Genomic DNA, 20,901 nt, shown 5'->3' on the forward strand with positions numbered 1-20,901 from the left:
CGCTGCGGGGTGTGGAGCTTCGAACCGCCCGCGAGAGCGGGCCTCACGGAGGCTCCATGCTGCAGCCGACAGTCGACGTCCCCGCCGTACTCCAGGAACTGCCCCCCTCGGTCAACTTCCATCTGTGGGAGCCGTGCAACATGCGTTGCCGGTTCTGCTTCGCCACGTTCGAGGACGTCCTGACCACGGTGCTACCTCAGGGGCATCTGCCTCGGGAGGACGCGCTGCGATTGGTGGAGCTGCTCGCCAGCCACTTCCGGAAGCTCACCTTCGCGGGAGGAGAGCCGTTGCTGTGCAAGTGGCTCCCGGACCTGGTCCGGGCCGCGAAGGAGCGCGGCGCGACGACCATGCTGGTGACCAATGGCAGCCAGCTCACTCCGGAGCGCCTCTCGCGATTCGAAGGCGCGCTGGACTGGGTCACGCTCAGCATCGACAGCCCCTTTCCGCGAACCCACGAGGCTCTGGGTCGCGCGGTGAAGGGAAAGGCACTCACGCCCGACGCGTATCTCGCGCTCGCCGAGCGCATCCGGCAGGCCGGCATGCGCTTCAAGATGAACACGGTCATCACGTCACTCAATGCGAAGGAGGACCACTCCGAGTTCCTCCGTGCCCTTCGCCCGGAGCGATGGAAGATCCTGCGCGTCCTTCCGGTGGCAGGCCAGAACAGCGGCAAGGTCGAGCCCCTCCTGTGCACGGATGAGGACTTCCACGGCTTCGTCGAGCGCCACCAGGGCTTGTCCGCGGACGGCATCATCCTGGTTCCCGAAGACAACGAGGACATGCGCGGCAGCTACGCCATGGTGGACCCCGCCGGACGGTTCTTCGACAACGCGGGAGGCGGCCACCGCTACAGCGCACCCATCCTTCACGACGGCATCGAAGCGGCCTGGTCACAAATCCGCTTCTCCATGACCCGATTCGAGCAGCGAGGCGGCCGCTATGACTTTGGAGGTGAGCAATGAGCCGGCGGAGCTTCATCTGCCTCGCGGGAGTCTCCGGCGCGGGGAAGGACACAGTGGGCGGCTTGCTGATACGGCACCATGGCTTCGAGCGCGTCGCCATCGCCGACCCGATGAAGGCCATCCTGATGACTCTCTTCCAGCTCAGCCCGGACCAGCTCTGGGGCGAGGGACGCAACACGGTGGACCCACGCCTGGGGAAGGCGCCACGCGAGCTGTATCAGCACTTCGGGCAGACCTGCGTGGAGCTCGATCCCGAGGTGTGGATACGCCCCTTTCGGCTGCGCGTGGAGTCACTCCTCGCGGCGGGAGGCAAGGTGGTCTGCACGGACCTGCGCACGGACAGGGAGTGGAAGGTGGCGCGGGCGCTCGGAGCGACCCTCTGGAGGGTGGAACGCCCCGGGGCCGGTGCACCGGGTGGCATGGCAGGCCACGCCACCGAGCAAGAAGCCGCCAACGCGGACCGTGCCCGATTCGATGACATCATCCTGAATGACGGGACGCTCGAAACACTGCTCGCTCGGGTCGAACACGCGTTGACGACCAGCGGTTGAAACCTGAGCCGGCACGGAGAACCATCTTGCCCGCCCCGGTCAGCCCGACTCCCACAGCCCCGTCCCTGCGCGGAAACAGGAACCGCCATGCCCACCGACATCAACGAGGTCTTCTTCGCCGCCGTCGGAGACGTCCATGGGCACATGAACCAGATGGTCAACCACCTCCGGCACAGCACGGAGGTCTTCCATCGCCAGTTCGACTTCATCCTCCAGGTCGGTGACTTCGAGCCCCACCGCGACGAGGCGGACCTCGCCACCATGGCCGCCCCCGCGAAGTACCGCCACCTCGGCGACTTCGAGGCCTACCACAAGGTCCGGCGGGGCTTCCCCTGGCCGCTCTACTTCATCGGCGGCAACCACGAGCCCTACGGCTACCTCGACACCCATCCCGAGGGCTTCGAGCTGACCCGTCACTGCCACTACCTCGGCCGCGTGGGCGTCATGGACCTGCACGGACTGCGCGTGGTGGGCCTGTCCGGCATCCACAGCGAGGAGGCCTTCCGCGACGCGCGCCCGCCCCTCTCCGCGCAGGGCTCCTGCTCCAACAAGGTCTTCACGTACTTCAACGAGCGGGACGTCGAGCAGGCCCTCGAGCTCGGGCACGCGGACGTGCTCCTGCTCCATGACTGGCCTTCCGGCATCGTCGACCCGAAGGACGCCGCCGCCTTCCAGGGACAGCGCCGGAGCTTCAGCCACGACTCCGTGGGCAACGAGTACGCGCGGCTGCTCGTGGACGCGCTGCAGCCGAAGCTGGTGCTCTGCGGGCACCTGCACCGGAGCTACGTCACCGAAATCCAACACCCCTCCGGGAAGAAGACCTCCGTCCACTGCCTGGCCAGCGTGGAACAGGGACGGGAGGCCTACGGCTACTTCGGCATCCGCAACGGCTCGCTCCTGACCTGGGGCATCACGAACTGAGCCCCTCGGCGGGCCTCAACCCCGTCAGGCTCGCAAACCACACACTTCAAGACATCCCCGCCCCGGCCCGCGCCGCACGGCCCGCGCAGTTTTCAGGTGTGGGACAGAGCCAACAATCTTCACGGCCATTCGGCGAGTGCAGGTGGTACAAGCCCCGACCGTGAAAGCCTCGCCTCCTCCCCCCGAAGCCCCTGTCAACCCCACGTTCGACTCCCTGGGCCTCAAGCCCGCGTTGGTCGAGGCGCTCAGCGCGCTCGGCTACGAGGAGCCCACGCCCATCCAGGCCGCCGCCCTCCCGCCGCTGCTCGCCGGCAAGGACCTGCTCGGCATCGCCGCCACCGGTACCGGCAAGACGGCCGCCTTCGCCCTGCCCCTCCTCCAGCACCTGACGGCCGGCAAGAGCCGCCCCAACACCACCGCCGCGCTGGTGCTCGTCCCCACGCGCGAGCTGGCCATGCAGGTGTCCGAGGCCATCCACCGCTACGGGCAGAAGCTCGGCGTCACCGTGCTCCCCCTCTACGGCGGGCAGGTCATCGGCCAGCAGCTCCGCGTGCTCAAGCGGGGCGTGGACGTCGTCGTCGCCACCCCGGGCCGCGCGCTGGACCACCTGCGCCGCGGCACGCTCCAGCTCGACGACGTGCGCACCGTCGTGCTGGACGAGGCCGACGAGATGCTCGACATGGGCTTCGCCGATGACCTGGAGGCCATCCTCTCCGGGACGCCCGAGAACCGGCAGACCGCCCTGTTCTCCGCCACCCTGCCCCCGCGCATCGCCGCCATCGCCGAGCGCCACCTGCGCGAGCCGGTGCGCGTGAAGATTGCCCGCGAGAAGGTGGAACAGGGCGAGATGCCCCGCGTCCGCCAGACGGCCTATGTCGTTCCGCGCGCCTTCAAGATCGCCACGCTGGGCCGCCTGCTCGACGTGGAGTCGCCCACCGCGGCCATCATCTTCTGCCGCACCCGCACCGAGGTGGACGACCTCACCGTGTCCCTCAACGGCCGCGGCTGGCGCGCCCACGCCCTGCACGGCGGCATGACGCAGGAGCAGCGCGACAGGGTCATCAAGCAGCTCAAGTCGCAGGGCACGGACCTGCTGGTGGCCACGGACGTCGCGGCGCGCGGCCTGGACATCCCCCGGCTGTCGCACGTGGTGAACTTCGACGTGCCCAACGCCCCGGAAGCCTACGTGCACCGCATCGGCCGCACGGGCCGCGCCGGCCGCGAGGGCGTGGCGATTACGCTCGTGGAGCCCCGCGAGCACCGGCTGCTGCGCAACATCGAGCGCGTCACCGGCCAGCGCATCGAGGTGTCCACCGTCCCCACCGTGGCGGACCTGCGCGAGAAGCGGAAGGAGATGCTCCGCTCGTCCCTGCGCGAGACGCTGGTGGCCGGCGAGCTGGACCCGCTGCGCAGCGTGGTGGAGGACCTGGCCTCGGAGTTCGACGCCATGGACATCGCCGCCGCCGCGCTGAAGCTCCTCCAGGACTCGCAGGACGAGGGCCGCGAGGGCAAGGAGGAGGAGATCCCCACCGTCGCCCCGCAGAAGGACCGGCCCGAGCGCGGCAAGTTCGGTCCTCCCGGCGGCGCGCCGGGAGCCCGGCCCGGCCCTGGCGGACGTCCGGACCGGGGCGCCAAGGCCCGGGGCGGCCCGCCGTCGTGGGACATCACCCGGCTGTGGATTGGCGCGGGGCGGCGCGCGGGCATGCGGCCGGCGGACCTGGTGGGCGCCATCGCCGGTGAGGCGGGGCTCGACTCGTCGCGCATCGGCGCCATCCAGATTGGCGACAGCTTCTCCCTGGTGGAGGTGCCGGAGCCGGACGCCAACCGCATCATCGCCGCGCTGAAGGAGACCACGCTCCGCGGCAAGAAGGTCATCGTCCGCAAGGACAAGGGCTGAGCGACGAACGGCCCCCGGTGCACGTCATCGGGGGCACGTCAGTCACGGAGCCGCGCCTACGGCTCCGCCCACTGCCTCAGCAGGTTGTGGTACGTGCCCGTCAGCATGACCAGGGCGGGGCTCTTGGGCACCTCCTGGTTGAGCTGCGTAATCGCCGTGTCCATGTCGAAGAGCAGCGCGCGCTTCGACACGTCCCGCACCAGGCTCTGCACCCAGAAGAACGACGCCAGTCGCACGCCGCGCGTCACCGGCGTCACGTGGTGCAGGCTCGTGGCCGGGTAGATGATGAGGTCCCCGGCCGGCAGCTTCACCGTGTGGTTGCCGTAGGTGTCCTCCACCACCAGGTCCCCGCCGTCGTAGCTGTCCGGCTCGGAGAGGAACAGGGTGGCGGACACGTCCGTGCGGATGCGCCCCGCCATCCCCGGCAGCCCGCGGATGGCGTTGTCCACGTGCGAGCCGAACGTCATCCCCGGCTCGTAGCGGTTGAACAGCGGGGGGAACACGCGCTGCGGCAGCACCGCCGAGACGAACAGCGCGCTGCGCTCCAGCCCCGCCAGCACCAGCGCCCCCAACTCGCGCGCCTCCGCCCCGTTCTCCGGGAGCTGGAGGTTCTTCTTCACCTGTCCGGACTGGTGGCCGGCGGTGACGCGGCCATCCGTCCAGGATGCCCTCTCCATGACGGCGCGGCAGTGGGCCACCTGCTCGGCGCCGAGGACGTTGGGGATGTGGACCATCATGGAGAGGACTCCGGAGGACGGGGGCTGCGACAGAGCGCTAGAAGCGGTAGCGGGCGGTCAGCAGCGCGGAGATGCCCTCGGCGGGGACGGCCTGACCGGAGTAGTACTGGTCGTAGTAGAGCGCGTCCGTGAGGTTGTACAGGTTGAGCTGCAGCTGCGCCTTGCCCCACGCATAGTTGGCGAACGCGTCGAAGCGCCAGAAGTTCGGCACCTTGTTCGTCACCGCCGTGGCCGCGGTCGGGTTGTTGACGCTCGTCACGTCCTGGTAGACGGCGCCGCCGCCCACGGACAGGTTCTCCAGGACCTGGTACGTGGACCAGAGCGAGATGCTGTGCCGCGGCGTGTTCGGCAGGCGCTGGCCGACGAGGTACGGGTTGGTGTGCTCCGTAATCGCGGAGTCCATCAGCGTGTAGTTCGCCAGCAGCTTCAGGCCGCTGGTAATCGTACCCGCCACGCCCACGTTGAAGCCCTGCACGCGCTGCTCACCCGCGAGGATCTGCGGCGGCCCGTCCGGGTCCGTGTTGGGCACGCGCGCGTCCGTCTTGGTGATGCGGAACACCGCGCCGCTCAGGCCCAGCCGGTCCCCGAGGAACGAGCCCTTGGCGCCCGCCTCGACGATGGTGTTCTTCTCCGGCTCCAGGCTCACCGTGTCCACCGACAGCGTGCCCACCTCCGCCGACGGGTTGGCGGACGTGCCGTACATGCCGTACACGCTCGTCCCCTCCATGGGCTTGAGGACGACGCCCGCGCGCCAGTTCATCAGGTGGTCGCTGTTCTGCAACCGCGTCTTCACGCCCGTGGCCGCCGTGGTGACGTAGTCCGTGTTGAACACGTCGTAGCGGAGCGAGCCGAGCACCTCCACGTACTTGCCGACCTCCACCTGGTCCGCGACGTAGAGGCCCATCGTCCGCTGCACGCTGGTGTTGGCGGTGGAGAAGACGCGCTCCACGGAGGACAGGTCCGGCTGCGGGTCCGGGTTGAACAGGTCCGCGGGGAGGTTGGTGCCGGTGGGCAGGCCCGTCGCGTTCAGGTTGAAGCGGCCCTGGCCGCGCTTCTCCCACGTCAGCTCGACACCCGCGTTGGTGGTGTGCTTCAGGAAGCCCGTCTCGAAGTTGCCGCGCACGTCCGCGAGGTTGGCGAGGTAGCTGTTGTCCGTCTCGGTCTCGAAGCGCTGCCGGCCGATGGTGGTGGGGTCCGTGACGGGCGTCAGGCCGCGCGGCGCCGTGGGGCGCGAGAAGCGGTCCACCCGGCCGTAGCGCAGCGTGTTGGTGAAGAGCACGCCCTCGCCGAAGCGCTGGAGCAACCGGCCGCTGGCGACGTGCGCGTCCACGCGCGTCTTGTCCGAGCCCTCCACGCCGTAGAAGGACTCACGCGGCACGTCGAGCGTCGTGGAGACGGGGTAGCTGTTGAAGTACGGCTGGCCGTAGTCGGGGACGCCGGACTCGCGCTGGAAGAGGTAGTCGGCCTCGAAGGCGGTGTCGTCGCTGAGCTGGTAGCGCAGCGAGGGCGCGACGCCGGCGCGGTTGTCGGTGACGACGTTGCGGGCCGCGGCGCTGCCCAGCTCGCCCATGGCGTTGAGGCGGATCTGGAACTTCTCGTTGACGGCCTCGTTGAGGTCCACTTCCAGGCGGCCGGAGGGCGCGGTGCCGCCGCTCAGCGCGACGTCCTGGAAGGAGGTCTTCTTCGGCTTCTTGGTGACGAGGTTGACGGCGCCACCGGTGGAGCCGCGGCCGAAGAGGACGGCGGACGGGCCGAAGTAGGCCTCCACGCCCTCCAGGTTGAACGTGTCGCGCGAGTACCAGCCCAGGTCGCGCGCGCCGTCGCGGGAGATGTCGTTCTGCGCGGAGAAGCCGCGGACGATGAAGGCGTCACCCTGGCGGCCACCCTCGCCCGCGCTCATGGTGATGCCGGACACGTTGCGCAGCGCCTCGCGCACCGTCGTCACCTGCTGCTCCTCGAGCACCGCCTCGGGGACGACGGTGACGGACTGCGGCGTGGTGACCAGCGGCTTCGGCATGCGCGTGAGGCTGCTCGCCGGGGCCACGTAGCCCTTCTCCGCCTCGCCCTCCACCTTCACCGTGGGCAGCACGAAGGTGTTCTCCGTGCCCTGCTCCGACGGCTGCGCCGCCGCGTCCGTGCCGGACTGGGGCGCGGCCGGGGTGGCCTCGGCGGCGCCGCTCTTCTCCGCCCCTTCCACCACCGCCGGCGGGTTGGCCGGGGTCACCGGTGCGGCCGCGGGCTCCTGGGCCATGGCGCCGCTGGCGGCGAGCGCCGACGCGAGGCCGACCGCGGCCTGCCCCCAGGGACGCAACGCCGCGCGCACGCCTCCAGTGTGACCGACTGCCGAGCGGATGCCTGAGGTACGGGGGTTCTTGGGGGACATGGCTGCTCTCGAGCTCCTGGCCGGGGAGGCCTGTTCAACGGGTTCGTCTGATACCGATTTTGATACGCAAAATCAAATTGAGAACACAAAGGAGCCCGTGTCGGACGCTCGCGCCCGGCAGGCCCTCGCGATGGCTTCGGGGGTTACGCGGTGGTCTCCGGCTCCGGCTGCACGGAGGCGGCTTCGGAAGCAGAGACGGTGCTGGCGCTGCGGCGCGGGAAGAAGCGGCGCCACGCGAGGGCGAAGCCCGTGTACACGAGGACCGAGCCCCCGAGCGAGGCAATGGCGGCGACGAGCTGCCCCAGCCACCCGAGCGCCTCGCCCGTGTGGAGGAAGCGCAGCCACGTGCGCAGCTTGCGGCCGCTGTTGTAGTCCGCGTAGCCCTCCTGCTTCGCCACCTGGCCGGTGAAGGGGTCCAACGACACCTGCGTCGACGCGAAGAGCGGCCACGCGCCCTGCTCGCGCACGGTGAAGGTGAGGGCCTCCACGCCGCCGCCACGAGCCTCGCCGCCGCCACCCGCCGGCTGCGGGCCCCGGGGGCCGTCCTGCCCGGGAGCGCGCTCGGCGGCCTGTGCCCGCGCACCCTGCTCGCCCCGACCCTCCCCGCCCTGCCCCTGTGCGCCACGCGGCCCCTGCCGGCCTTCCTGACCCGGCGCGCCCTGCTGCCCCGCGGGGCGCGGCGCGCCCCCCAGGCGCAGCGAGACGGACTTCCACGCGGGAGTCCCCTTGCGCGCCTCGGCGAAGAGCGCGTCCAGCTTGAGCTTCTCCGTCCCTGGCGGCGGCGTGGGCAGCTTCACCCCCGCCTGTCCTCCCGGCGGGCCCTGGTTCGCGGGAGGCGTATTGCCCGTCACCTTGAACACCAGGTCCGACGCCCAGCGGTACGAGATGACCATGCCGGACGCGGTGAGGACGATGATGACCGGCAGCGACCAGAAGCCGATGACGTTGTGCCAGTTCCAGTCGCGCGCCTTGCCCTTCAGCCCGCGCCGGAACCAGAGCGACGGCCGCATCGCGCGCAGCGTCCACTTGCGCGGCCACCACAGGTACAGGCCGGACACGGCGAGGAAGAGGAACACCGTGTTGCTCACGCCCGTGAGGGCCTTGCCCACCGCGCGGTTGTCACCCGACGCCGCGAGCCACCGGTGCAGCTCCTCCGAGACATGGAAGAAGTTGCGCCACCCTTCCGCGCCGCCGTCCTTCACCTCGCCCGTGTAGGGATTCACGTAGACGAGGCTCTCGCGGCCCAGGTTCACCAGCACCGCGGCTTCGGGCTCCGGGTACACCGTCACGCCCGAGGGCTGCGCCTCCGGACGGGCGGTGCGCACGCGCGCCAGCAGCTCGTCCACGGGGAGCCGGGCCGCGTCCGGCGCGGGCACCTGCACCAGGCGCGCGTCGCGCTCGGCCCACTCCAGCAGCTGCGGCTCGAACGCAATCGACGCCCCCGTCAGCGACATGGTCGCGATGACGAGCCCGGCGACGATGCCCACCACCAGATGAATCCAGAAGATGATCTTGCGAAAGATGCTGTTCATGGGGCGGGGACGGGCGAGGCCCGTGGCTTCACTTGAGGGAGAACTCGACGGGAATCTCGATGATGACGCGCACCGGCCGGCCCTCGCGTCCGAGCGCCGGAGAGAAGCGCCAGCGGCTGACCGCGTCGATGGCCGCCTGGTCCAGTGCGGGCACCGAGCGGATCACCCGCGTGCTCTCGGGCTCCACCTTCCCGTCCGTCCCGATGATGATGCGCACCACCACCAGCCCCTGGATGCCATCCGAGCGCGCGCGGCGCGGGTAGTCCGGCGCGACCTGCTTGAGCACGGCCGGGGGACGCGACACCTGCTTCAGTCCCAGGGCCTCGCCCGTCCCGCCCGAAGCACCCACCACCCCGCCCTGCTGGCCACCGATGACACCGCCCACCACGCCACCCACCACCGCGCCCACGTTGGCCGCCGGAACCTCTTCCGTGGGCTCGGGTGGCGCGACGTCGACGGGGGGCTCCGGCACCGGCTCGGGCTTCACCTCCACGGGCTCCGGAATCGGCTTCGGCACGGGCACGACGAGCTGGCGCTCCACGGGGCGCGGAGTGCGCGCCTGCGTCGGGCGCGCCTTCTCCACCTTGGCGGCTCCCGCGCTGGAGGGCGCGGGAGGCGGCGGCGCGAAGGCGAGGAACACCAGCTCCGGCTCCGGCGCCGTGGGGGCCTTCTCCGGCAGCGCGGACGAGAACATCAGCCCACCCGCCAGCGCCACGACATGCACGGCCATGGCGACCACCAGGGCCTGGCTCCAGCGCTTCGACGCGGCCTCACCGGGGGCGTCCTCGCCCATGCGGAAGAGGCCCACCGAAGGCAGCGCCCGCTCCACCGGAGCAACGCTCTCGTCCACCATCTCCGGAAAGTCGAAACTGAGAATGGTTCTCATTTTCACCGTGTATGATGGATACTCCCTGAGCAGGCCAGCCGTCAACGGTCGAGTTCAGTGTGGCCGTACTCTGGGTGTGAGGCTGTTGCGGGACAACGGCCTCGCTGTCGCTTGAAGAACCCTGCCGCGAGCGCCGTGCTTATAGCCGCGTGAAGGACCAGCTCACCGCGCGGCCGCCCTCGTACGGCATGACGCCATGGAAGGGCCGCGAGTCCCCGTCGAACACGAGCGGCAGGAAGTGCCGGTCTCCGTCCCACAGGTTCAGCTTCGGCAGGTCCACCACGGGGACCCAGGACAGCGAGCCCTCCGGGTTGCGCTCCAGCGGCGTGCCCTCGAAGCGGTCGATGCGGAAGACGAAGCCGAGCCAGTCCTCGCCGTGCTTGCCGAAGCCGGGCCAGGAGATGGTGCCGCGCAGCACCATTTCCACGCACTCGATGCCGGCCTCCTCGCGAATCTCGCGGCGCATGCACGCGGCCACGTCCTCGTCGCGGTCCATCTTCCCGCCCAGGCCGTTGTACTTGCCGTAGTGCGCGTCGTCCGGCCGCGCGTTGCGGTGGATGAGCAGCACCCGCTGCCGGTCCGGGGACATGACATAGCCGAGCGTGCCGATGATGGGGGTGTAGGGCATGGCGGACTCCGGCGGCGAGGGGTGGGGACTGGCGCGCCTGCGTAGAGCAAAGAAGCGCACCGCACCAGCGCCATTCCCGTCCGAAGCCGCCGCGGACACGCAATCCGGCGCGGCTGCCCCGCCGGCCCCTTGCGCCCCGGCTCCTTTTTGCAATGGGATGGCGAAATGCTCCGAAAGCTCCTCCTGGCCTTCGCCCTCGTCTGCAGTGGTGCCCACGCCAGCCCCACGTCGACGCCGCAAGGGAAGCTGCCCATCCGCCCTTCCGTCGAGAAGACCGAGGCTCGGTACAAGGAGCTCGTCGCCCGCGCCAAGGCGGGCAAGGCCGTCAACTTCCGCGACCTGCGGCTCGCCTGGCTCTACGGCCCGGCGATGAAGGACGACCCGCGCACCGAGAAGCTCCCGGCGCTGCGCAAGGCCATGTTCGAGAACATGCAGCAAGGGGGCGATGTGAAGGTGGTGCTCGCCCGGGCCCGGGACATCCTCGACATCGTCTACGTCGACCTCGATGCCCAGAAGGCCCAGCGGCAGTCCTGCGAGGCGCTCGGCGATGACGCCTGTGCCCAGGCCGGCCGGGTGGTGGCGCTGGGACTGCTGAAGTCGGTGGTCGAGGGCCGCGACGGCAGGTCATGCGCGACCGCCTGGCGCGTCGTCAGCGTCGACGAGGAGTACTTCGTGTTGCGGATGATCGACGCCGAGTTCAAGCAGCAGCGGATCGTCAACGAGGACGGCAACCTCTGCGACGAGATGAGCGTCGAGCTCGATGGCGAGGAGACGAAGCGCTACTTCGAGATCTCCGACGTCGTCGAGGCCCGCGCGCGCCGCATGAAGCTCAAGAAGTGAAGCGGGTGGAGCCTGCGAGCGCCTGGGCTCGGCGCCTCCGCGCCCGAATGCCTGACCGCCCCGGCTCCCGTCGGAAAGACTGTCTCGCGCCCCGGGCCCGGGTGACGGGCCATGGCGGCGTGGCGGCTGCCAGCGCGCCTGCCTGAAACAAAGGGCCGCGCCCCACCCGTTCCATCCTCCATGCGGCGCGTCACGCCCAGAGTCCCGGGCGCCGCCCCGCGTCACGGAGAAGCACGCCCCCGGCCGCCCTGGAGCTGCCTGGAAGGCGACGCCTCCCTGCCCCGGAGTGTCGGCCGGCCCCTCTGGCATCCCCTTTGGGGCTCGCCAGGGACTGCCATTTGCCGACGCGACGCGTTAACATTCCGCGTCATCCACATAACCGCCCGCGTCAGCGGGATTGGGGGAAGTTGATGTCCGCAATCCTCCCCGGCCGGTACGGCCTCTACGAGCCCGACACCGAGCACGACGCCTGCGGCGTGGGCTTCGTGGCCCACCTGCGAGGCGAGCGCTCCCGAGGCATCGTCGAGGACGCCCTGGAGCTGCTCAATCGACTGAGCCACCGGGCCGCCGCCGGGAGGGACCCTCGCACGGGGGATGGAGCAGGCATCCTGGTGCAGCTCCCCCACCGCTACTTCGAGCGCGTGGTGCCGGGGCTCGGCTTCGAGCTCCCCGCGCGCAGGCACTACGGCGTGGGCCAGGTCTTCCTGCCGCCCGACCCCCAGGCGCGCGCCGCGTGCGAGGCGGCCTTCGCGGAGGTGGTGGCCGAGGAAGGTCAGCGCGTGCTCGGCTGGCGGGACGTCCCCGTGGACCCCGAGCACCTGGGACCGGTGGCCCGCGAGGCCGCGCCCGTCATCCGGCAGCTCTTCATCGCCCGGCGCCGCGTGGTGCCCAGCGCCTTCGAGCGCAAGCTCTACCGCATCCGCAAGCTGACGGAGAACCGCGTGCAGGCGCGCGGCGTGGACCCGGGGAGCCACTTCCACGTGGCGTCGCTGTCGTCGGAGACGCTCATCTACAAGGGGCTGATGCTGCCGGTGGACCTGCCCCGCTTCTACACGGACCTGCAGCAGCCGGACTTCGTGAGCGCGCTGGCGCTGGTGCACTCGCGCTTCTCCACCAACACCTTCCCCCGGTGGGAGCTGGCGCAGCCGTTCCGCTTCATCGCGCACAACGGCGAAATCAACACCCTGCGCGGCAACCGCAACTGGATGACGGCGCGGCGCGGGCTGCTCCAGACGGCGCGGCTGGGCGGAAGCCTGGAGCCGCTCCAGCCCATCATCGTCCCCGGCAAGAGCGACTCGGCGCAGTTCGACAACATGGTGGAGCTGCTCTACCTGGGCGGCCGCACCCTGCCGCACGCGCTGATGATGATGATTCCGGAGGCGTGGGAGGGCGACGCGCTGATGGCCGACGAGCGGCGCGCCTTCTACGAGTACTCCTCCGCCCTGCTGGAGCCGTGGGACGGGCCCGCGGCCATCGCCTTCACGGACGGGCAGCTCATCGGCGCCACGTTGGACCGCAACGGACTGCGGCCCGCGCGCTACCTCGTCACGGAGGATGACCGCATCATCCTCGCGTCGGAAGTAGGCGTCATCGACGTGCCGGCCGCGCAGGTACGGCGCAAGGGACGCCTGACGCCGGGGCGCATGCTGCTGGTGGACACCACCGAGGGGCGCATCCTCGAGGACGCGGACGTCAAGCGCGACATCACCACGCGCTGGCCCTACCGCAAGTGGTTGGAACGCAACGTCTATACGTTCGACGACCTGCCCTCCATCACCGCCCCGGAGCGGCTGCGGGGCGAGGAGCTCTGGCGGCTCCAGCGCGCCTTCGGCTTCACCGCCGAGGACGTGCGCACGGTCATCGCGCCCATGGCGGAGACGGGCAAGGAGCCGGTGGGCTCCATGGGCACGGACACGCCCCTGGCCGTCCTGAGCGACCAGGCCCCGAGCCTCTTCTCGTACTTCCACCAGCTCTTCGCGCAGGTGACGAACCCGCCCATCGACCCGCTGCGCGAGTCGCTGGTGATGACGCTGGCCACCGCGCTGGGGCCGGAGAGCAACACCTTCGAGGAGACGCCGGAGCAGTGCCACCGGCTGTCGCTGCCGGGCCCCGTCCTCACCAACGGGCAGCTCGCGAGGCTGAGCGCCATCCACGGAGAGGGGCTCTTCGAGACGAAGCGCCTGTCGCTCCTCTACCCGGCGGACGGCGGCGAGGGCGCGCTGGAAGTGGCGGTGGAGCGGCTGTGCGCGGCGGCCGTGGACGCGGTGGACTCCGGGGCCAGCATCCTGCTGCTCAGTGACAGGGGCGTGGACGCGGCGCACGCGGCGATTCCCGCGCTGCTCGCCATGTCCGCGGTGCACCAGCGGCTGGTCCGCGACGGCATCCGCATGTACACGGGCCTGCTGCTGGAGACGGCCGAGGCGCGCGAGGTGCACCACTTCGCCTGCCTCTTCGCCTACGGCGCGGCGGCGGTGAACCCGTACCTCGCGCTGGACACGCTGCGCGCCATGGCGGACTCGGGCGAGCTGGCGGTGGACGCGGAGAAGGCCCAGGAGCGCTTCATCCACGCGGTGGAAGAAGGGATCCTCAAGGTGATGTCGAAGATGGGCATCTCCACGCTCCAGTCCTACCGGGGCGCGCAGCTCTTCGAAGCGGTGGGGCTTCAGCGCTCGCTGGTGGAGCGGCACTTCACCGGCACCTCCTCGCGCGTGGAAGGCGTGGGGCTGCCGGAGCTGGGGCGCGAGGTGCGCGAGCGCCACACGCGCGGCTTCGGCGCCGAGGCGGACACGGAGGTGGGCCTGCTGCCCGTGGGCGGCCAGTTCCGGTGGCGCCGCCTGGGCGAGCGGCACAAGTGGAACCCGGCCACCATCGCGAAGCTGCAGGCGGCGGTGCGCGGCAACGACCCCGCGCTCTTCACGGAGTACTCGCGACTGGCGGACGACGAGACGCGCGAGCACTCCAACCTGCGCGGGCTGTTGGACGTGGTGACGGAGGGCTGCACCGCGGTGCCGCTGGAGGAGGTGGAGCCGGCGCTCTCGATTGCGCGCCGCTTCGTCACCGGCGCCATGTCCTTCGGCTCCATCAGCGCCGAGGCGCACGAGACGCTGGCCATTGCCATGAACCGGCTGGGCGGGCGCTCCAACAGCGGCGAGGGTGGCGAGGAGTCGCGCCGCTACACGCCCGACGAGAACGGCGACTCGCGCCGCAGCGCCATCAAGCAGGTGGCCAGCGCGCGGTTTGGCGTCACCACCGAGTACCTGGTCAACGCGGACGAGCTGCAGATCAAGGTCGCCCAGGGTGCCAAGCCCGGCGAGGGCGGCCAGCTCCCCGGCCACAAGGTGGACGAGCGCATTGCGAAGGTGCGCTGGTCCACGCCGGGCGTCACGCTCATCTCCCCTCCCCCGCACCACGACATCTACTCCATCGAGGACCTGGCGCAGCTCATCTATGACCTCCAGTCGGTGAACTCGCGCTCGCGCGTCAGCGTGAAGCTGGTGAGCGAGGTGGGCGTGGGCACCATCGCCGCGGGCGTGGCGAAGGCGGGCGCCGGGGCGGTGGTCATCTCCGGGTATGAGGGCGGCACGGGCGCCTCGCCGCTGTCGAGCCTCCAGCACGCGGGCCTGCCGTGGGAGCTGGGGCTGGCGGAGACACAACAGGTGCTGGTGCACAACGGGCTGCGCTCGCGCATCCGGGTGCAGGTGGACGGCGGGCTGCGCACCGCGCGCGACGTGCTGGTGGCCGCGCTGCTGGGCGCCGAGGAGTTCGGCATGGCCACCGCAAGCCTCGTGGCCGTGGGCTGCATCATGCTGCGCAAGTGCCACCTGAATACGTGCTCGGCCGGCATCGCCACGCAGGACCCGGCGCTGCGCGAGCGCTTCCAGGGCAAGCCCGAGGACGTGGTGAACTTCTTCCTCCTCGTCGCGGAGGACCTGCGCAAGAAGATGGCCGCGCTGGGCGCACGCACGCTGGAGGAGCTGGTGGGCCGCGTGGACCTGCTGCGGCAGCGGCCGGCGGTGGACCACTGGAAGGCGAAGCGCGTGGACCTGTCCGCGCTGCTGGCGGCGCCCGCGGCTCCGGCCAGCGAGCCCCGTCACTGCAAGGTGCCTCGCGTGAAGGACGTGTCGGACCACCTGGACCACACGCTGCTCGAGGCCGCGAGCCACGTGCTGGATGGCGGGCCGCCGCTGTTGCTGACCCAGCCGGTGAGCAACACGCACCGCGCGGTGGGGGCCATGCTGTCGGGCGAGATTGCCCGGCGGCACGGTGGCCGGGGACTTCCGGACGGGCGCATCCACGTGCGGATGAAGGGCTCGGCGGGACAGAGCTTCGGCGCGTTCCTGGTGGCCGGGGTGACGCTGGAATTGGAGGGCGATGCCAACGACTACGTCGGCAAGGGCCTCTCCGGTGGACGCGTCATCGTCTACCCGCCGCAGGCCAGCCGCTTCGTGGCGGAGGAGAACGTGCTGGTGGGCAACACGGCGCTGTACGGCGCCACCGGCGGCGAGGTGTACCTGCGAGGGCTCGCGGGTGAGCGCTTCGCGGTGCGCAACAGCGGCGCGCAGGCGGTGGTGGAGGGCGTGGGCGACCACGGCTGCGAGTACATGACGGGCGGCGTGGTGGTGGTGCTCGGCGCCACCGGGCGCAACTTCGCGGCGGGCATGAGCGGCGGCACGGCGTACGTGCTCGACCGGGAGCTGTCCTTCCGCGAGCGGTGCAACCTGGAGATGGTGGAGCTGGAGTCGCTGGTGGACGAGTCGGAGATCTGGCTCGTGCACGGCATGGTGGAGCGGCACCTGCGCCACACGGGCAGCGCGCTGGCGAAGCGGGTGCTGGACAACTGGGAGCTGATGGTGCCGCGGTTCGTGAAGGTGATGCCCACGGACTACAAGCGCGTGCTCCAGGCACGGCGCGCGGCGCGGAAGCCCATCGAGGCCATCGCGGAGCAGCTTCAGCAGACGGCCGGCGCTGGCGGGAGGGCCTGACCATGGGAAAGCCGACGGGATTCATGGAGTGGCCGCGCGTCCACGCGCACAAGCGGGAGAAGCAGGAGCGGCTCGGGGACTGGAAGGAGTTCGCGCTGCCGCTGGCGCCCGAGGAGGCGAAGCGTCAGGCGGGCCGGTGCATGGACTGTGGCGTGCCCTTCTGCCACCAGGGCTGTCCACTGGGGAACCTCATCCCCGACTTCAACGAGGCCGTATACCGGGGCCGATGGCGCGAGGCGTACGAGCTGCTCAGCCGCACCAATGGCTTCCCGGAGCTGACGGGCCGGCTGTGCCCCGCGCCGTGCGAGGCGGCGTGCGTCCTGGCGATTGACCGGGACGCGGTGACGATTGAGCAGATGGAGAAGGAGATCTCCGAGCGGGCCTTCGCGGAGGGCTGGGTGAAGCCGAGGCCCCCCGCGCGACGCACGGGGCGCACCGTGGGCGTGGTGGGCTCGGGGCCCGCGGGCCTGGCAGCGGCGGCGCAGCTCAACGCGGCGGGACACACCGTCACCGTGTACGAGCGGGACTCGCGGCCCGGTGGACTGCTGCGCTATGGCATCCCCGACTTCAAGCTGGAGAAGTGGGTGCTGGACCGGCGGCTGGCGGTGATGGAGGCGGAGGGAATCACCTTCATCAACGGCGCGGACGTGGGAGGGGCGCTGAGCTATCGCGAGCTGCGCTCGAAGCACGACGCGCTGGTGCTGGCGATGGGCGCGCGGCGGCCGAGGGAGCTGGAGGTGCCGGGGCGGGAGCTGTCCGGCGTGGTGCAGGCGATGGAGTTCCTGGAGCACCAGAACCGGCTCGTGGCGGGACATGGCGAGAAGGACGCGCGGCTGGACGCGGCGGGCCGGCGGGTGGTGATTCTGGGCGGTGGAGACACGGGCTCGGACTGCCTGGGCACGGCGCTGCGGCAGGGTGCGAAGAGCGCGGTGCAGGTGGAGCTGTTGCCGGCGCCGCCCTCGGTGCGCGCGACGGGCAACCCGTGGCCGAAGTGGCCGGTGGTATTCCGCACGTCGTCGAGCCAGGAGGAAGGCGGCGAGCGCGCCTTCGCGCTGCTGACGAAGCGGCTGAGCGGGAGCGACGGACGTGTGCAGGCGCTGCACGCGGTGCAGGTGGATCTGCACAGAGAGCCCGGGGCATTGCCGCGCATGGTGGAGCTGCCCGGCTCGGAGACGACGCTCGACGTGGACCTGCTGGTGCTGGCCATGGGCTTCACGGGACCCGAGACGGGGCGGCTGTCGGAAGAGCTGGGCGTGAAGCTCACGCCGCGAGGCACCGTGCAGGTGGACGCGCGCTTCGCGACGACGGCCGACGGCGTGTTCTGCGCGGGCGACGCGAGCCGTGGCGCGAGCCTCATCGTCTGGGCCCTCTCCGATGGGCGCGAGGCGGCGAAGGCCGTGGACGCGTACCTCGCGGGTGGGCGGTCGGCATTGCCTGGCAAGGGCGCGGACTGCGCGTTCTGAGTGAAGCTCCGCTGCCGGTTGCTGGATGGCATGCACTGCTCCAGCAACCCGGCAGCACGGCATCTGTCTTCGGAGGAGCACCGTCGCTGCCCTCGGGGGAGGCTGTCCGTCCAGCGCGATGAGCCCAGCTTTGGCGCCCCACCCGCGTGCGTTCCCCGGCGCGAAGGACGGTGCCCTCAATGGCCTCGCAGCCTGTCCGCCCGACTCTCCTCCTGCTGTGTCTGGCGGGTGCCATCGCCTGTGATGGCTCCCTCCCCGCTCGCCTCTCGGACGGTGACGCCCTAGCGCACGGTGTCTCCGCGCTCCTGTCCGGCGCTCCTTCCGCCGTGGACGACATCGCGGGAGGCCGGCTCAGCGGCGCGCCGTACGAGCTGACGGATGCCGCCGGCACGCTCCTCTTCGGCGCCACGGACCTGTCCCGGGGCACGGAGCTCTGGAAGAGCGACGGCACGAACGCCGGCACCTTCCTGGTCAAGGACATCCGCCCCGGTCCCCTGGGCTCGGACCCTCACGACCTGACCGCTGTCGACAGCACCCTCTTCTTCGTCGCCAACGACGGCCAGCACGGCGACGAGCTGTGGCGGAGCAACGGCAAGCCCTCCGGGACGTCGCTCGTCACCGACCTGCGCCCGGGCTCCGCCAGCGGCGGCCTTCGAGACCTCACCGTCCTGGGCCACGTCCTCTACTTCGTCGCCAATGACGGCGTCTCAGGCGTCGAGCTGTGGCGCACCGACGGCACTTCCGTGGGCACCCGGCTCGTGAAGGACCTCTCTCCCGGGGGCTCGGGTTCCTACCCGTCCCACCTCACCACGTCTGGAGGGCGGCTCTACTTCTTCGTCGACCGCACCCTCTGGAAGAGCAACGGCACCCCCGAAGGCACCCTCCCCGTCCGCAAGCTGGAAGCCCCTCCGGGTGTCATCGTCCGTCCTCAGGGACTCACGAGCGTGACGGGGCAGCTCTTCTTCTTCGTCCAGCTCGACGGCAATGACGACGACGGTGTCCCGCTCACCGCGCCACCCCTGACGCTGTGGAAGAGTGACGGCACCGCGAACGGAACCGTTCGGCTCGCGGACATCGGGCGCCCCATGCTCGACAGCGCCCCGCGTCCCACCTGCGCCCGGGGACTCCTCTTCTTCGTCACCAGCACGCCGGAGAACGGTGACGAGCTGTGGCGCAGTGACGGCACCCGCGCCGGCACGTACCGCGTCTCGGACATCGCCCCCGGCCCGGCCAGCTCCAACCCGAGAGCGCTGACCGCGATGGGCAACCTCCTCTTCTTCTCCGCCTGGTCTCCCACGCACGGCGACGAGCTGTGGCGCAGCGACGGCACATCCGGCGGCACCGTGCTCGTGAAGGACATCACCCCCGGGCCGGAGGGCTCGGCGCTCGCGTCCCTGCGCGCCCAGCAGGGCCGGCTCTACTTCTCCGCCCGTGAGCCCGGGAAGGGGCACGAGCCGTGGACGAGCCTCGGCACCCTCGCCAGTACCTTCCGCATCCGAGACATCGCGGGCGGGGCCCTCTCCTCGTCGGCGCGCGACTTCACGGCCAGCGGCTCGCGGCTGTTCTTCACGGCGAACCACCGCGACTCGGGCGCCGAGCTGTGGGCCATCGGCCTCTCGGATGACATCAGCCAGCTCCCCACGGACCTGCGCTTCGTCGGCGGTTCCGGAACGACACGCGAGAGTGGCGACACGTCACCGGCACCGCTGTGGGACCCCGACTCCGCTCGCCTGGTGCAGGACCTGCGCCCGGGCTCCCTGCCGCCGTCCACCTCATCGTGGACCTCCATGAACGGAACCCTCTTCTTCGACTCGGACGACGGAAGCATCGGCGCCGAGCCGTGGCGCACCGACGGGACTCCGGAAGGAACGTTCCTTCTCATGGACCTCCGCCCGGGACCCGAGGGCTCGGCACCTTCCCAATTCTTCGTGCTCGGCACCCACGTCTTCTTCTTCGCCGACGACGGCATCGTCGGCCGCGAGCTGTGGCGCACCGATGGGACTCGCGCGGGCACCGTCCTCGTGAAGGACATCCACCCGGGCCCGGCGGGCAGCGCGGCCTTCGGCCTTCCTGCGGTGCTGGGTGGCATCGCGTACTTCACCGCCACCGACGGCCTCCACGGCGAGGAGCTCTGGCGCACCGACGGCACCGCCGAAGGCACGGTCCTCGTGAAGGACCTCCGCCCGGGTCCGTCGAACGGCTCGAGCGGGAACCTGCTGGCCGTGGGCGACCGCCTGTTCTTCACCGGCGACTTCGCGGACGAAGGCTGGGAGCTGGGCGTCAGCGACGGCACCGCCGAGGGCACCCGGCTCGTGAAGGACCTGGTACCGGGGCCAGACGGCTCCTTCCCCCGGAGCCTCACCGCCCTGGGAACGCGCGTCATCTTCGCGGCCGGGGACCTGGAGCATGGCCACGAGCCCTGGGTCAGCGATGGCACCGAGGCCGGCACCCTGCTGCTGCGCGACATCCACCCCGGCCAGGGCGGCTCCGTCCCCGACGGCTTCACCGTCGTGGGCAGCCGCGTCTTCTTCGCGGCCACGGACCCGGCGAGTGGCCGCGAGCCGTGGCTCAGTGATGGCACGTGCGACGGCACCGTGCTCGTGGCGGACGTCCGGCCCGGACCGGAGGGCTCGTACCCTGGCTGGTTCGGGGCCCTGGGTGCCACCGTCCTCTTCAGCGCCGATGACGGGGTGCACGGTCAGGAGCCATGGCGCTCGGACGGGACGGCGGACGGCACGGCACTGCTTAGGGACATCCATCCCGGCCCCGGGCACTCGGAGCCCCGGTGGATGACGGACTCCGGCGGCTCGGCCCTCCTGCATGCGGACGACGGTGAGCACGGCGCGGAGCTGTGGCGGACCGATGGCACGTGGGCCGGGACGCAATTGCGGCAGGAGCTGGCACCGGGACGGCTCGGCTCGCTGCCGTACTTCTTCACGCGCGCCGGCCCCCACGTCTTCTTCCTCGCCGATGACGGCGCGCACGGCATCGAGTGGTGGGTTCTCGACGAGCCCGCGGGAGGCGGATGACGCGCGGACCTCGTCGCCGCATCCTCGGGAATAGACCCGCGCCCCAGCCGTTATGCGGGGTTCAACCCCAGTTTCACCCAAGGGAGCCTT

At 70.8% G+C, this 20,901-nt stretch carries 13 protein-coding genes; 8 read left to right on the forward strand and 5 right to left on the reverse strand.

Annotated elements, in window-relative coordinates:
• The first annotated feature begins 56 nt into the window (after nt 1–56).
• The 4 genes from G4D86_RS00490 to G4D86_RS00505 all read left to right on the forward strand — a co-directional run bounded on the left by G4D86_RS00490 (nt 57) and on the right by G4D86_RS00505 (nt 4,331).
• The gene (locus G4D86_RS00490) at nt 57–962 is read left to right on the forward strand and encodes a viperin family antiviral radical SAM protein (RefSeq protein WP_163988197.1); all 906 of its coding nucleotides are present in this window, start codon (nt 57–59) and stop codon (nt 960–962) included.
• Nucleotides 959–1,513, forward strand: a complete 555-nt coding sequence (locus G4D86_RS00495) for a deoxynucleotide monophosphate kinase family protein (protein ID WP_163988199.1) — start codon at nt 959–961, stop codon at nt 1,511–1,513. The genes G4D86_RS00490 and G4D86_RS00495 overlap by 4 nt, the downstream gene beginning before the upstream one ends.
• A gap of 87 nt (nt 1,514–1,600) precedes the next feature.
• Nucleotides 1,601–2,434: a metallophosphoesterase gene (locus tag G4D86_RS00500; protein WP_163988201.1), complete on the forward strand. Its 834-nt coding sequence runs from the start codon at nt 1,601–1,603 to the stop codon at nt 2,432–2,434.
• Between the two features lie 160 nt (nt 2,435–2,594).
• Nucleotides 2,595–4,331 (forward strand): DEAD/DEAH box helicase, encoded by a 1,737-nt coding sequence (locus G4D86_RS00505; RefSeq protein WP_240359968.1) that lies wholly within the window; start codon nt 2,595–2,597, stop codon nt 4,329–4,331.
• 56 nt (nt 4,332–4,387) lie between these two features.
• Here the strand turns inward: G4D86_RS00505 and G4D86_RS00510 are convergent, their stop codons facing one another.
• The 5 genes from G4D86_RS00510 to G4D86_RS00530 form a co-directional block, all read right to left on the reverse strand.
• Nucleotides 4,388–5,068 (reverse strand): Fe2+-dependent dioxygenase, encoded by a 681-nt coding sequence (locus G4D86_RS00510; RefSeq protein ID WP_163988203.1) that lies wholly within the window; start codon nt 5,066–5,068, stop codon nt 4,388–4,390.
• Between the two features lie 37 nt (nt 5,069–5,105).
• A complete protein-coding gene (locus G4D86_RS00515) occupies nt 5,106–7,451 on the reverse strand; it encodes a TonB-dependent receptor (RefSeq protein WP_163988205.1) in 2,346 nt (781 codons plus the stop codon).
• Nucleotides 7,452–7,594: 143 nt separating this feature from the next.
• A complete protein-coding gene (locus G4D86_RS00520) occupies nt 7,595–8,983 on the reverse strand; it encodes a PepSY-associated TM helix domain-containing protein (RefSeq protein WP_163988207.1) in 1,389 nt (462 codons plus the stop codon).
• A gap of 28 nt (nt 8,984–9,011) precedes the next feature.
• Nucleotides 9,012–9,869 carry an energy transducer TonB gene (locus tag G4D86_RS00525; RefSeq protein ID WP_205519414.1) on the reverse strand — a complete coding sequence of 286 codons (858 nt, stop codon included), beginning with the start codon at nt 9,867–9,869 and terminating at the stop codon, nt 9,012–9,014.
• Nucleotides 9,870–10,008: 139 nt separating this feature from the next.
• Nucleotides 10,009–10,497 carry an NUDIX hydrolase gene (locus G4D86_RS00530; protein ID WP_163988211.1) on the reverse strand — a complete coding sequence of 163 codons (489 nt, stop codon included), beginning with the start codon at nt 10,495–10,497 and terminating at the stop codon, nt 10,009–10,011.
• 165 nt (nt 10,498–10,662) lie between these two features.
• On the opposite strand from G4D86_RS00530, the gene G4D86_RS00535 reads away from it, so the two are divergent.
• The 4 genes from G4D86_RS00535 (at nt 10,663) to G4D86_RS00550 (ending at nt 20,811) form a co-directional block, all read left to right on the forward strand.
• Nucleotides 10,663–11,337: a DUF4919 domain-containing protein gene (locus G4D86_RS00535; protein WP_163988214.1), complete on the forward strand. Its 675-nt coding sequence runs from the start codon at nt 10,663–10,665 to the stop codon at nt 11,335–11,337.
• Nucleotides 11,338–11,747: 410 nt separating this feature from the next.
• Nucleotides 11,748–16,319: a glutamate synthase large subunit gene (gene gltB, locus G4D86_RS00540; protein WP_163988215.1), complete on the forward strand. Its 4,572-nt coding sequence runs from the start codon at nt 11,748–11,750 to the stop codon at nt 16,317–16,319.
• 2 nt (nt 16,320–16,321) lie between these two features.
• Entirely contained in the window at nt 16,322–17,782 is a 1,461-nt protein-coding gene (locus G4D86_RS00545; RefSeq protein WP_163988218.1) for a glutamate synthase subunit beta, read from the forward strand.
• Between the two features lie 179 nt (nt 17,783–17,961).
• Nucleotides 17,962–20,811, forward strand: coding sequence for an ELWxxDGT repeat protein (locus tag G4D86_RS00550; protein WP_163988219.1), 2,850 nt, complete (start codon nt 17,962–17,964; stop codon nt 20,809–20,811).
• Nucleotides 20,812–20,901 lie beyond the last annotated feature (90 nt).

Origin of the sequence: Pyxidicoccus caerfyrddinensis, assembly GCF_010894405.1 — a bacterium.
Taxonomy (GTDB): Bacteria; Myxococcota; Myxococcia; order Myxococcales; family Myxococcaceae; genus Myxococcus; species Myxococcus caerfyrddinensis.

Coding starts and splice junctions, on each gene's coding strand:
- G4D86_RS00490 (WP_163988197.1), top strand. CDS start 57: ATGCTGCAGCCGACAGTCGACGTCCCCGCCGTACTCCAGGAACTGCCC.
- G4D86_RS00495 (WP_163988199.1), top strand. CDS start 959: ATGAGCCGGCGGAGCTTCATCTGCCTCGCGGGAGTCTCCGGCGCGGGG.
- G4D86_RS00500 (WP_163988201.1), top strand. CDS start 1,601: ATGCCCACCGACATCAACGAGGTCTTCTTCGCCGCCGTCGGAGACGTC.
- G4D86_RS00510 (WP_163988203.1), bottom strand. CDS start 5,068: ATGATGGTCCACATCCCCAACGTCCTCGGCGCCGAGCAGGTGGCCCAC.
- G4D86_RS00515 (WP_163988205.1), bottom strand. CDS start 7,451: ATGTCCCCCAAGAACCCCCGTACCTCAGGCATCCGCTCGGCAGTCGGT.
- G4D86_RS00520 (WP_163988207.1), bottom strand. CDS start 8,983: ATGAACAGCATCTTTCGCAAGATCATCTTCTGGATTCATCTGGTGGTG.
- G4D86_RS00525 (WP_205519414.1), bottom strand. CDS start 9,869: ATGAGAACCATTCTCAGTTTCGACTTTCCGGAGATGGTGGACGAGAGC.
- G4D86_RS00530 (WP_163988211.1), bottom strand. CDS start 10,497: ATGCCCTACACCCCCATCATCGGCACGCTCGGCTATGTCATGTCCCCG.
- G4D86_RS00535 (WP_163988214.1), top strand. CDS start 10,663: ATGCTCCGAAAGCTCCTCCTGGCCTTCGCCCTCGTCTGCAGTGGTGCC.
- gltB (WP_163988215.1), top strand. CDS start 11,748: ATGTCCGCAATCCTCCCCGGCCGGTACGGCCTCTACGAGCCCGACACC.
- G4D86_RS00545 (WP_163988218.1), top strand. CDS start 16,322: ATGGGAAAGCCGACGGGATTCATGGAGTGGCCGCGCGTCCACGCGCAC.
- G4D86_RS00550 (WP_163988219.1), top strand. CDS start 17,962: ATGGCCTCGCAGCCTGTCCGCCCGACTCTCCTCCTGCTGTGTCTGGCG.